A 12026-nucleotide genomic window follows, 5' to 3' on the forward strand; every position below is an offset into this window, starting at 1 on the left:
CCACGAGAATCCCTGCGAGTTGTGCAAGGCTACCGGCTGGGCAATGGAATAAATACTGTGAGCCATAGGGCTGATTCTGGCTAAACATCTCGACAGGATAAGCTCCCGGTATGCCCACAATTGATCTGCAAAAACGGAAGAAGACCTTGTGGATCCCGGTGGTGCTGCTGTCACTGCTGATTTCGGGGCTCACGCATTTACCGTGGCTTGCCGGGGGAGTGCTGCCCAAGGTGCAAGCGGCCTCGCTGTGGCTTCTGCTCATCCCATTTGCCGCACTGGTCTATGCCTGCTGGCGGTGCAAATTGCTTCCCGGAGCGGTGCTGCTGTTGGCGCTCATTTTCGGATTGCAGCCCTACCTGCAGTTCAATCCGCCGGCCGGCACGGATCCCGGACCCGCGCTGAAGGTATTTTCGTTTAATACCTATAAAGCCCAGGCAGATCCCGCCGAGCTGGCGCGAGAGATCAGCAGCGAAGATCCAGATGTGCTTGTTTTGGTGGAGACCAGTGAGCCGTTGCATGAGTCGCTCGCGGCCCGCGGGGCGATGACCGAATATCTCTACCGGACAGCTCCGGCGCCGGCGGATGGAAACCGGGACACAGTCATTTTTTCAAAACTCCCGTTGACCGAGACCGAGACGGAGCTGAGTACCGAAGAAACTGGGTGGTTCAGCATGCCCACGGTGCTGATCGAGGTTCAGGGGCAGCAGGTGCAGTTGGCCGGAGTGCATGTGTATCCGCCGTTGGGTAAGGCGGAAACCTGGGAGCAGGGGCTTCGCAGCGTGGAGAAGTGGATCGAGACGCATGGTGAAAACCCGGTGATTTTGGCGGGCGACTTCAATGCCACGCGCGGTCATCCACAATACCGCTGCGCGGTGCAGGGGCTAGACGAAGCTTCGGGGTTTATTCCTGCGGCGACCTGGCCAGCCACGCGACTGCCGAGTCCAGTCATAGAGATTGATCACATCATTTCTCGTGGGTTTGCGGTCTCGGAGACGAAATCGACCCGATTGCCCGGCTCGGATCATTTGGCGCTCAGCGCAACTTTGCATCTGCAGCCGTCAGCAAGCCCGTAAAGTCGGGAACAATCCGGGCCGCGGGTGTGACCAAGAACGCTAGCTTTCCTATTACCACACCATTTCTAAATGGCGTGAATCTAGGCTAGACTTAAGGTTCTGTGCGCATTTCATTCGAGGACTATCCACCTTCGGTGCGATGCAGTGCGGCCTGACACCGTCGGGTTGCGCAGTACAGCCTCGATATTTTACGCCTCGGCCCTGCCAGCAATTGGGATCAGCATTCGGTGCGCCCGCGCCGGTGGGGGTAAGCGATCGTATCGTGGAGACCATATCCGTTCCGCAAGGCTCCCAGAGAGAACCAGCGAGACGACAGGAGTAAGAAGTGATTCAGAAAGAGTCGCGACTAAAAGTTGCCGATAACACTGGTGCTAAGGAAATCCTTACCATCAACGTGCTCGGTGGCTCGAAGCGTCGCTACGCAAGCATTGGCGACACTATTGTCGCTACCGTCAAGGATGCAATTCCAGGCGGCAACGTGAAGAAGGGCGACGTCGTCAAGGCTGTCGTTGTTCGCACCAAGAAGGAAATCCGTCGTGCAGACGGTTCCTACATCAAGTTCGACGAGAACGCTGCTGTGATCTTGAAGAACGAAGGTGAGCCCCGCGGAACCCGTATTTTCGGTCCAGTGGGTCGCGAACTTCGTGACAAGAAGTTCATGAAGATCGTTTCGTTGGCTCCGGAGGTGCTGTAAGCATGGGTGCAAAGATCAAAAAGGGTGATCTGGTTCAGATCATCTCAGGCAAAGAGCGTGGCAAGCAGGGCAAGGTCCTGACTGTCATCACCGCCACTTCGCGCGTTCTGGTTGAGGGCGTTAACCGCGTCACCAAGCACACCAAGGCTGGACAGTCCGAAAACGGAACCACGTCCGGTGGCATCGAGGTTGTTGAGGCTCCAGTGCACGTTTCCAACGTTGCAGTGGTTGACCCAGAGACCAAGAAGCCAACCCGCGTTGGTTTCCGCGAGGAAACCGTCGAGAAGAACGGTGTGTCCAAGACTGTGCGCGTCCGTTACGCCAAGGCTTCCGGAAAGGATCTGTAATGACTGAGACAGCCACCAAGATCCAGCCACGTCTGAAGGCAAAGTACGCCGCAGACATCCGCCCTGCATTGCAGGAGCAGTTCAGCTACGTCAACCCAATGCAGGTACCAACCCTGACCAAGGTCGTCGTGAACATGGGTGTCGGCGAGGCCGCTAAGGACTCGAAGCTCATCGAAGGCGCCGTGCGCGATCTGACCGCAATTACCGGTCAGAAGCCAGTGGTCACCAAGGCTCGCAAGTCGATCGCACAGTTCAAGCTGCGCGAAGGCATGCCGATTGGTACCCACACCACCTTGCGTAACGATCGCATGTGGGAATTCGTCGATCGCTTGATCACCTTGGCACTGCCTCGTATCCGCGACTTCCGCGGTCTGAGCGACCGCCAGTTTGATGGCAATGGCAACTACACTTTCGGTCTGACCGAACAGTCGATGTTCCACGAAATCAACCAGGACAAGATCGATCGCGTGCGCGGTATGGACATCACTGTGGTGACCACCGCCAAGACTGACGATGAAGGCCGTGCCTTGCTCAAGGCTCTGGGCTTCCCGTTCAAGACCAACAACTAAACTCGCTACGTTACAGGTCCCTAGCGGAAACCGTAACGAGGAAGGGCTGAAGCCCACATGTCTATGACAGATCCAGTCGCAGATATGCTGACTCGACTGCGCAACGCCAACTCGGCACACCACGACTCCGTGTCGATGCCGTCGAGCAAGCTCAAAGTGCGCATTGCCAACATCTTGAAGGATCAGGGCTACATTGCCTCCTTCGAGGAAGAAGCAGCAGAAGTCGGCAAGACGCTGACCATCACCCTGAAGTACGGCCCATCGCGTGAGCGTTCAATCGCTGGCGTACGCCGTATCTCCAAGCCAGGCTTGCGTGTATACGCAAAGTCCACCAACCTGCCTCACGTGCTCGGTGGTCTTGGTATCGCAATCCTGTCCACCTCCTCCGGTCTGCTTACTGACCGTCAGGCTGCAAAGAAGGGCGTAGGTGGGGAAGTCCTCGCCTACGTCTGGTAACGGGAAGGGAGAAACATACAATGTCACGTATTGGACGTCTTCCGATCACCGTCCCGGCAAACGTTGAGCTGAATGTGGATGGCCAGCAGGTCACCGCAAAGGGCCCGAAGGGTGAGCTTTCGGTCACCATCTCGGCTCCTATCACCGTTGCCAAGGATGAGAACACCGTTACCGTATCCCGCCCGAACGATTCGCGCGATGCGCGTTCGTTGCACGGCTTGAGCCGCACCCTGATCAATAACCTGATCATCGGTGTGACCGACGGATACGAAAAGAAGCTGGAAATCCACGGTACCGGTTACCGTGTTGTCGCTAAGGGCGCCGGCCTGGAGTTCGCTCTCGGCTACTCGCACCCAGTTAGCGTCACGGCTCCTGACGGCATCACCTTTACCGTCGAGGGCAACAACAAAATCACCATCGCTGGTATTGACAAGCAGCACGTCGGTGAAGTTGCCGCTAACATCCGCAAGCTGCGCAAGACCGAGCCTTACAAGGGCAAGGGCATTCGCTACGCTGGCGAGATCATCCGCCGCAAGGTCGGAAAGGCTGGTAAATAATTATGGCTATCGGAATCAAGGGCAAGAGCAGGTCCGCTTCACGCGGTCGTCGCCACCTGCGTGTGCGCAAGCGCATCGTTGGTACCTCGGTACGCCCACGCTTGGTCATCAACCGTTCGGCTCGTCACATGTTCGTACAGATCGTGGACGACTCACAGGGTCTGACCCTGGCCAGCGCTTCGACCATGGAAGCAGATCTTCGCGCAAGCGATGCCGACAAGACCGCAAAGTCCAAGCGCGTTGGTGAGCTCGTTGCAGAGCGCGCCAAGGCTGCAGGCATCGAAGCAGTTGTCTTCGACCGCGGCGGTAACCGCTACCACGGTCGCGTGGCAGCCATTGCCGACGGCGCACGTGAAGGTGGGCTGGCACTGTGAGCGAAGCTACTAACAAGAAGGAAACTCAGGTGTCTGAAGCTACTGAAGCAGCCTCGACTACTGCAGCTCCTGCCACGGAGAAGACCGGCGCCGCTCGCGGCGAGGGTCGTGGCCGTGGTGGAGAAGGCCGTGGCCGTGGCGAGGGTCGTGGCCGAGGCCGCGATTCGAAGGACAGCCGCAATGACGACAAGGACAAGTTCCTTGAGCGCGTTGTAGCTATCAACCGCGTATCCAAGGTCGTCAAGGGTGGTCGTCGCTTTAGCTTCACCGCACTTGTCGTCGTGGGCGACGGCAACGGAATGGTTGGCGTTGGCTACGGTAAGGCCAAGGAAGTTCCAGCAGCTATCGCCAAGGGCGTTGAAGAAGCCAAGAAGTCCTTCTTCCGCGTTCCACGCGTTGGCGGCACCATCCCGCACCTGGTCAAGGGCGAGGCCGCCGCTGGCGTCGTCTTGCTCCGTCCAGCTGCTCCGGGTACCGGCGTTATCGCCGGCGGTCCGGTGCGTGCGGTATTGGAATGCGCTGGTATCCAGGACATCCTTTCGAAGTCGATGGGTTCAAGCAACCAGATCAACATCGTGAAGGGCACCATTGCAGCGCTGAAGGGTCTCGAAGAGCCTGCAGCAGTTGCAGCTCGCCGCGGTCTTCCGCTGGACGAGGTTGCACCAGCAGCAATGTTGCGTCACATCCAGACCCAGAAGGCAGGTGCTTAATCAATGGCTAAGAACATTGTTCCAGGCGATGCCACGCTGGAAATCACCCAGATTAAGTCCATCATTGGTGGTAGCCAGGTTCAGCGCGACATCGTTCGCTCGCTGGGTCTGAAGCGCATCGGACACACCGTTGTCCGCTCCGCTGACCCTGTGACCGTAGGTATGGTCAACAAGGTTCCACACCTGTTGAAGGTTGAGGAGGCGAAGTAAAGATGGCTGAAGAAAAAGCACTTAAGGTTCACCACCTGCGTCCAGCTCAGGGTGCCAAGACCGCCAAGACCCGCGTGGGTCGTGGCGAGGCATCCAAGGGTAAGACTGCAGGCCGTGGTACCAAGGGTACGAAGGCTCGTTACCAGATCAAGGCAGGTTTCGCAGGTGGACAGCTTCCACTGCACATGCGTCTGCCAAAGCTGCGTGGCTTCAAGAACCCATTCCGCGTCGAGTACCAGGTTGTAAACCTGGACAAGATCTCGGAATTGTTCCCAGAAGGTGGCGAAGTTACCGTCGAGGCACTCGTTGCCAAGGGCGCTGTTCGTAAGAACCAGCCTGTCAAGGTGCTGGGCACCGGCGACCTGACGGTCAAGGTTGACGTGAAGGTTAACGCTTTCTCGGCTTCCGCAACCGAAAAGATTGCTGCTGCTGGCGGCCAGGCAGAAACCCTCTAATTCAGGGTTTGCGCTATAGCTAAATCCCCGGTGAGCTTGTTTAGACAAGCTCACCGGGGATTTTCTTATCTCGCGTTACTCGTAGTATTACGCTCCGAAATCCCAAGTAAACCACCGTATTTCCGCAACCACTGCGAAAAAATGGGGTTATAGCTGTGTGGCGTATTTGGCGAGATAGTACATAAGACGGCTAGAATCATTAGGTCATAGCAAGAGTCTTTACCTAGACTCAAGCACATACTTCAGGAGGACGCTTGTTCAGCGCCATAGCCCGAGTTTTTCGGACGCCTGACCTGCGCAACAAACTGCTTTTCACCCTCGGGATCATTGCGATCTATCGAGTCGGCGTTTTTATTCCGGCCCCGGGCGTGGATTACAGCAACGTTCAGCAGTGTCTAGCATTGGGTTCAACCACCGGTGGTCTTTATCAGTTCGTAAACCTCTTCAGCGGCGGCGCCCTGTTGCAAGTTTCGATCTTTGCCATGGGTATCATGCCGTACATTACGGCGGCCATTATTGTGCAGCTACTGCGTGTGGTGATCCCGCACTTCGAAGCACTGCACAAGGAAGGCCAAGCCGGCCAAGGCAAGCTGACCCAGTACACCCGCTACCTGACCATCGCATTGGCGCTCTTGCAGGGCACCACGCTGATCACTCTGGCGCGTACCGGCGGACTGTTCCCGAGCTGCACCCTGCCGCTGATTCCCGATGACTCGATTATCGTGATTCTGCTGATGATCTTCGCACTGACCGCAGGCACCGGCCTGATCATGTGGATGGGCGAATTGATCACCGAACGCGGTATCGGCAACGGCATGTCCATCCTGATCTTCATCTCGATCGCTTCGGGCTTCCCGGCCGCCATGGGCGCCATCGCGCAGTCCCAGGGTTGGGGCACCTTCATCGGGGTCATCGCCATCGGCTTCCTGGTGATCGCGCTGGTCGTGTTCGTGGAGCAGTCCCAGCGACGTGTTCCGGTGCAGTACGCCAAGCGCACCATCGGACGGCGCACCGTGGGTGGCACCTCCACCTACATTCCGCTGAAGGTCAACATGGCGAACGTGATCCCGGTGATCTTCGCCAGCTCGATCCTCGCCCTGCCGCAGATGATCGTCTCGTTCAACCAGAACGATGACGGCACCCTGCCAGGTTGGGCCATGTGGCTGCAGGAGCACTCGGCGTCCTCTTCACCGTGGTACATGCTCGTCTACACTCTGCTGATCATTGGCTTCACCTACTTCTATGTCGCGATTACCTTCAACCCGATTGAAGTCTCGGACAATATGAAGAAGTACGGTGGCTTCATTCCGGGCATTCGCGCCGGCAAGCCAACGGCCGAGTATCTGCAGTTCGTGATTTCCCGAATCACCTTCGCGGGCGCCCTGTATCTGGCGTTCGTCGCGTTGATCCCGCTGATCGCCTTCGTGCTGTTCAACGCAGACCAAAACTTCCCATTTGGCGGCACCTCGATCCTCATCATGGTTGGTGTGGGTCTGGAAACCGTCAAGCAAATCAATGCTCAAATGCAGCAACGAAACTATGAAGGGCTACTGCGATGAGTCGACTGTTAATTATTGGTCCACCGGGTGCCGGCAAAGGCACCCAAGCAGTGAAGATTTCCGAGCGTTTGGAGATCGTCGCGATCTCCACCGGTGATATCTTCCGCGCCAACGTCAAGGGCGGCACCCCACTGGGTGTCGAGGCGAAGAAGTACATCGACGCCGGCAACTTCGTGCCGGACTCGGTCACCAACAACATGGTTGAAGATCGACTGGGCCAGGAAGATGTCGCCAACGGCTTCCTGCTCGACGGCTACCCACGCACCAGCGCACAGGTTGATGCCCTGGATGCCATGCTTGCCGCTCAGGGCGTCGAGTTGGATGCAGTGCTGCAGCTGACCGCCGATGACGAAGAGCTGGTAGCGCGCCTGCTCAAGCGTGCTCAGATCGAAGGCCGTGCCGATGACACCGAAGAGGTCATCCGCCACCGCCTGGGGCTGTACAACGAAGAGACCCGCATCGTGGTAGATCGCTACGAAGAGCGCGGCATCGTGCGCAAGGTCGATGGCATTGGCGCCATCGACGAGGTCACCGAGCGTGTGCTCTCGGCGTTGAACGTTACCGCCTAAGCATTTCCACTTACACGTAGGGACCGTGCCGCGAACAGCCTCTGAGGGCCGTGGCACGGTCCCTGCGTGGTTTAGCTACACATATCCAAACGCTTACTTGGGTTCTGAGACCCAAAAGAATTAAGGGGCATGACATTGGCTCTAGGTCAGCCACGAATTGAGTACAAAACCAATTCGCAGATTTTGAAGATGCGCGAGGCCGGACTGGTGCTCGCCGAAGCACTCGACGAGGCCAGCGCCACCGCCCGTCCGGGGGTTACCACCAAGCAGGTCGACGCGGCCTTCGCGAAGGTGCTCGAACGCCACGGCGCCACCAGCAACTTCCTCGGCTACCACGGTTTCCCGGCGAACATCTGCGCCTCGGTCAACCACGAGGTCGTCCATGGCTTCCCCAGCGAGTATGAGCTGAAGGACGGAGACGTGCTGAAGGTCGATGGCGGCGCGATCATCGATGGCTGGCATTCGGACTCCGCACGCACCCTGCTCATCGGCAAGGTGGACCCGGCGGACCAGCGGCTGAGCGAGATCACCGAGCAGGCCATGTGGGCCGGCATCGCCGCCTTCTCCAAGGCGCGGTACATCGGGCAGATCGGCGAAGCGATCGACGACTTCGTCAGCTCCCAGCCGGGCGCCCCGCTGGGCATCTTGGAGGAGTACTGCGGCCACGGCATCGGCTCGGCCATGCACATGGCCCCGGATGTGCTGAACTACAACACCGGCCACCGCGGATCGCGGATCAAGCCGGGCATGGCGCTGGCCATCGAACCAATGCTGGTGCGCGGCAAGATCGCGACCTCGGTGCTGGAAGATGACTGGACGGTAGTCACCGACGACAAGGCGAACGCCTCGCAGTGGGAGCACACCGTAGCTATCCACATGGGCGGCATCTGGGTACTCACCGCACATGATGGCGGCGAAGCGGGATTGGCGCCATTCGGCGTGACTCCCTCGCCGATCAAGCCTTAAGTTCTGGCTCCGGCACGCCAAGCGTGCCGGAGCTAACAGTTTAAGTGCGTCCTTGGATTTGTCCTAGAGTCTGCCAATGGCGTATTCTTAATTTTTGGTTGTCTATTTGACTGAGCCTAAAACTCTTAGGGTTCGGTGAGGTCGTAAACAGCCAGAACCAATTACTTGTTGATGGAAAATCGTCAACAACAAAAGTTAGCGGGGAAAATGGGCAAGAAGGAAGGCGTCATCCAGGTAGAGGGCTCCGTATCCGAAGCGCTGCCGAACGCGATGTTTCGCGTAGAGCTGCCAAACGGTCACGTGGTGCTCGCCACTATCTCGGGTAAGATGCGTCAGCACTACATTCGTATCCTCCCAGAGGATCGAGTGCAGGTTGAAATGAGCCCATACGACCTCAACCGAGGCCGTATCGTTTACCGCTACAAGTAAATCTGCAGTCCATAGACATTAGCCTGACGGACGTTGAACGAGAGATCGTTCGAACGCCCGTCTGAGGAATGTCCTGGGACGAACTGCTTATTCACTGCTCCACTCAATAACTGCAACCGCAAAAGGACAAAGCCTTGAAGGTTAACCCTAGCGTGAAGCCGATCTGCGATAAATGCAAGGTGATCCGTCGTAATGGCGTGGTCATGGTGATCTGCGAGAATCCACGCCACAAGCAGCGTCAGGGCTAATTCCGTTCTTCGGAATTTCCCACGCGTAGTCATATAGGCAGTACCGCATCGAAGTATCGATGCACACCCCCGGGTTCGGAGGCCGGGGCCAGGAGATATCCTGGGTGGTACTGCTCCAGACCTCCGTTGGTTGAAAGGTAGCCACTTGGCTCGTTTAGCAGGCGTGGACATTCCACGCGAAAAGCGCGTAATTATCGCGCTGACTTACATCTACGGCGTGGGCAAGACCCGTGCAGAAGAGATCATCGCAGCGACCGGGACCAACCCGGACACGCGCGTTAAGGATCTCAGCGACGCTGACCTCGTTCAGCTGCGTGACTTCGTCGAAGGCACTTACAAGGTAGAAGGTGACCTGCGCCGCGAGGTTCAGGCTGACATCCGCCGCAAGGTCGAGATCGGATCCTACGAAGGTATTCGTCACCGTAAGGGCCTGCCGGTCCACGGTCAGCGCACCAAGACCAACGCTCGTACCCGCAAGGGCCCGAAGCGTACCGTCGCAGGTAAGAAGAAGACTCGCTAAATCTTAGCGGTCTAGTTCAAATACTTTTTTCGTAGGAGAAGAAATGCCCCCAAAGACTCGTGGAGCGGTACGTAAGCCGCGTCGCAAGGACAAAAAGAATATCGCGCAGGGACAGGCGCATATCAAGAGCACCTTCAACAACACCATCGTATCGATTACCGATCCGTCCGGTGCTGTTATCTCGTGGGCTTCGGCCGGCGAGGTAGGCATGAAGGGCTCGCGTAAGTCGACCCCATACGCTGCTCAGATGGCCGCTGAATCTGCCGCTAAGCGCGCGCAGGAGCACGGCATGCGCAAGGTTGACGTTTTCGTCAAGGGCCCGGGCTCGGGACGCGAAACCGCGATCCGTTCGCTGCAGGCTGCTGGCCTTGAGGTTGGATCCATCCAGGATGTTTCCCCAAGTGCCCACAACGGTTGCCGCCCATCAAAGCGTCGCCGCGTCTAATTGATTCGCTAGGCTGAGCCTAAAGAAGTCACCGAGCCATTCTTGCCGAATGGGTCGGTGACGTTCTTGGACTCTCATGCCTGCAACAGACGAACGGCCAACAGGCTACCGTCGTTTCCACCCCCGTGAGGCGTCATATAGCGGACGCTCGCTGAAAGGAAATGTAAGTGCTCATTACGCAGCGCCCAACCCTGACCGAAGAAGTAGTTTCCGAGAATCGCTCCCGGTTCATCATTGAACCGTTGGAGCCAGGCTTTGGTTACACCCTAGGCAACTCACTCCGCCGTACCCTGTTGTCCTCGATCCCTGGTGCAGCTGTCACCAGTGTTCGACTCGACGGTGTATTGCACGAGTTCTCTACCGTAGCCGGTGTCAAGGAAGACGTCACCGAACTGGTTCTTAACATCAAGAACCTGTCGGTCTCTTCCGAGCACGACGAGCCGGTCGTCGCCTACCTGCGCAAGCAGGGCCCAGGCGTCGTCACCGCAGCGGATATCACCCCACCAGCGGGTGTAGAGTTCCACAACCCTGAGCTGCACATCGCTACCTTGAACGCCAATGGCAAGTTCGATTTGGAACTGACCATTGAGCGTGGCCGTGGCTATGTGTCAGCTGCTCAGAACAAGAGTGCCGACACCGAGATCGGTCGAATCCCAGTTGATTCGATCTACTCGCCGGTGCTGAAGGTGACCTTCCGCGTGGAAGCTACCCGTGTTGAGCAGCGCACCGACTTCGATCGCTTGATCGTTGACGTTGAAGCAAAGCCGTCGATCACCCCGCGCGATGCTGTTGCATCCGCAGGTACCACGCTGGTTGAGCTGTTCGGTTTGTTCCGCGAACTGAACACCGCAGCCGAAGGTATCGAAATCGGCCCATCGCCAACGGATGCAGCTTTGGCTGCAGACATGGCGCTGCCGATCGAGGATCTGGAACTGACCGTTCGCTCGTACAACTGCTTGAAGCGTGAGGGCATCCACTCCGTGGGTGAACTCGTAACTCGCTCCGAGGCCGACCTGATGGACATCCGTAACTTCGGTGCGAAGTCCATTGACGAAGTCAAGGCCAAGCTTGTTGAACTGGGTCTAGCACTGAAGGATTCCCCTCCAGGGTTCGACCTTGCCGCTCGTAGTGCCATCGAAGATGGCGACGACGTCTACGACGAAGGCCTGTAAAGACCTTAGTCTCGCGACACACTACTTCACCCGACCTGCCGGTCACATACCGGCGGACTCGGTCATTCATCTAGGAGAACTACCATGCCTACCCCTACTAAGGGTCCGCGTCTCGGCGGCAGTGCAGCACATGAGCGATTGATCTTCGCTAACATGTCCGCACAGCTCTTCGAGAACAAGAAGATCACCACCACCCTGACCCGCGCCAAGCGTCTGCGTCCACACGCAGAGCGCCTGATCACCTTCGCAAAGCGTGGAGATCTGGCCTCGCGTCGTCGCGTCCAGTCGGTTATCGCTTCGCGCTCGCGCACCAACAAGTCGATCGTTCACGAGCTTTTCGCGAACATCGCACCTGCTATGGCCGATCGCCAGGGTGGCTACACCCGCATCACCAAGATTGGTAACCGCAAGGGCGACAACGCCCCTATGGCTGTTATCGAACTGGTCATGGAACCGGTTTCGCCAAAGCAGGCAGTCGTCAAGGAAGCCACCCAGGCTACCGAGAAGGCAACCGAAGCTACCACCGAAGAAGCCTAAGCTTAAGCTTGTGAATCTTCACCGGTAAAACGGTCAAGTTATCCCCGGACAATCCGCAAGGAATGTCCGGGGATAACTATTTAACGCAACGAAGCCCGGCAAATCATTCGGTCCGGACGTGGTGCCTGTCCGCGGC

At 57.7% G+C, this 12026-nt stretch carries 18 protein-coding genes and 1 pseudogene; all 19 read left to right on the plus strand.

Annotated elements, in window-relative coordinates; genetic code table 11:
- Positions 1-110: 110 nt before the first annotated feature.
- The gene (locus ACT3TP_RS14010; RefSeq protein WP_444620844.1) at positions 111-1073 is read left to right on the plus strand and encodes an endonuclease/exonuclease/phosphatase family protein; all 963 of its coding nucleotides are present in this window, start codon (positions 111-113) and stop codon (positions 1071-1073) included.
- Positions 1074-1398: 325 nt separating this feature from the next.
- Positions 1399-1767: a 50S ribosomal protein L14 gene (rplN, locus tag ACT3TP_RS14015; RefSeq protein ID WP_096283660.1), complete on the plus strand. Its 369-nt coding sequence runs from the start codon at positions 1399-1401 to the stop codon at positions 1765-1767.
- 2 nt (positions 1768-1769) lie between these two features.
- Positions 1770-2114, plus strand: coding sequence for a 50S ribosomal protein L24 (rplX, locus tag ACT3TP_RS14020; protein ID WP_096256888.1), 345 nt, complete (start codon positions 1770-1772; stop codon positions 2112-2114).
- Positions 2114-2683, plus strand: coding sequence for a 50S ribosomal protein L5 (rplE, locus tag ACT3TP_RS14025; RefSeq protein WP_096283658.1), 570 nt, complete (start codon positions 2114-2116; stop codon positions 2681-2683). Before rplX ends, rplE begins: the two co-directional genes overlap by 1 nt.
- A gap of 57 nt (positions 2684-2740) precedes the next feature.
- Positions 2741-3139, plus strand: a complete 399-nt coding sequence (rpsH, locus tag ACT3TP_RS14030; protein WP_096283656.1) for a 30S ribosomal protein S8 — start codon at positions 2741-2743, stop codon at positions 3137-3139.
- A gap of 20 nt (positions 3140-3159) precedes the next feature.
- On the plus strand, positions 3160-3696 hold the full coding sequence (gene rplF / locus ACT3TP_RS14035) for a 50S ribosomal protein L6 (protein WP_096283654.1): 537 nt from the start codon (positions 3160-3162) through the stop codon (positions 3694-3696).
- A 2-nt stretch (positions 3697-3698) separates the two neighbouring features.
- Positions 3699-4070, plus strand: a complete 372-nt coding sequence (rplR, locus tag ACT3TP_RS14040; RefSeq protein WP_096283652.1) for a 50S ribosomal protein L18 — start codon at positions 3699-3701, stop codon at positions 4068-4070.
- Between the two features lie 29 nt (positions 4071-4099).
- The gene (rpsE, locus tag ACT3TP_RS14045) at positions 4100-4780 is read left to right on the plus strand and encodes a 30S ribosomal protein S5 (protein WP_176484079.1); all 681 of its coding nucleotides are present in this window, start codon (positions 4100-4102) and stop codon (positions 4778-4780) included.
- 3 nt (positions 4781-4783) lie between these two features.
- Positions 4784-4990, plus strand: a complete 207-nt coding sequence (rpmD, locus tag ACT3TP_RS14050) for a 50S ribosomal protein L30 (protein WP_096283647.1) — start codon at positions 4784-4786, stop codon at positions 4988-4990.
- A gap of 2 nt (positions 4991-4992) precedes the next feature.
- The gene (gene rplO, locus ACT3TP_RS14055; RefSeq protein WP_105553130.1) at positions 4993-5445 is read left to right on the plus strand and encodes a 50S ribosomal protein L15; all 453 of its coding nucleotides are present in this window, start codon (positions 4993-4995) and stop codon (positions 5443-5445) included.
- A 254-nt stretch (positions 5446-5699) separates the two neighbouring features.
- Positions 5700-7004: a preprotein translocase subunit SecY gene (secY, locus tag ACT3TP_RS14060; protein WP_105568752.1), complete on the plus strand. Its 1305-nt coding sequence runs from the start codon at positions 5700-5702 to the stop codon at positions 7002-7004.
- Complete coding sequence (locus ACT3TP_RS14065) at positions 7001-7573, plus strand: adenylate kinase (protein WP_105568753.1); 573 nt, start codon at positions 7001-7003, stop codon at positions 7571-7573. The genes secY and ACT3TP_RS14065 overlap by 4 nt, the downstream gene beginning before the upstream one ends.
- A gap of 135 nt (positions 7574-7708) precedes the next feature.
- Positions 7709-8539 (plus strand): type I methionyl aminopeptidase, encoded by an 831-nt coding sequence (gene map / locus ACT3TP_RS14070; RefSeq protein ID WP_105553351.1) that lies wholly within the window; start codon positions 7709-7711, stop codon positions 8537-8539.
- A 207-nt stretch (positions 8540-8746) separates the two neighbouring features.
- Complete coding sequence (gene infA / locus ACT3TP_RS14075; RefSeq protein ID WP_096256877.1) at positions 8747-8968, plus strand: translation initiation factor IF-1; 222 nt, start codon at positions 8747-8749, stop codon at positions 8966-8968.
- Positions 8969-9102: 134 nt separating this feature from the next.
- Positions 9103-9216 carry a 50S ribosomal protein L36 gene (gene rpmJ, locus ACT3TP_RS14080; RefSeq protein ID WP_013349661.1) on the plus strand — a complete coding sequence of 38 codons (114 nt, stop codon included), beginning with the start codon at positions 9103-9105 and terminating at the stop codon, positions 9214-9216.
- A 145-nt stretch (positions 9217-9361) separates the two neighbouring features.
- Positions 9362-9736, plus strand: coding sequence for a 30S ribosomal protein S13 (rpsM, locus tag ACT3TP_RS14085; RefSeq protein WP_096283639.1), 375 nt, complete (start codon positions 9362-9364; stop codon positions 9734-9736).
- A 43-nt stretch (positions 9737-9779) separates the two neighbouring features.
- A complete protein-coding gene (gene rpsK, locus ACT3TP_RS14090; RefSeq protein WP_096283637.1) occupies positions 9780-10181 on the plus strand; it encodes a 30S ribosomal protein S11 in 402 nt (133 codons plus the stop codon).
- A 167-nt stretch (positions 10182-10348) separates the two neighbouring features.
- Entirely contained in the window at positions 10349-11353 is a 1005-nt protein-coding gene (locus tag ACT3TP_RS14095) for a DNA-directed RNA polymerase subunit alpha (protein WP_096283635.1), read from the plus strand.
- A gap of 84 nt (positions 11354-11437) precedes the next feature.
- A pseudogene (rplQ, locus tag ACT3TP_RS14100) lies at positions 11438-11884 on the plus strand (50S ribosomal protein L17); the annotation flags it as partial.
- Positions 11885-12026: the final 142 nt, after the last annotated feature.

The sequence above is a fragment of the Glutamicibacter sp. AOP38-B1-38 genome, from assembly GCF_052377485.1.
Taxonomy (GTDB): Bacteria; Actinomycetota; Actinomycetes; order Actinomycetales; family Micrococcaceae; genus Glutamicibacter.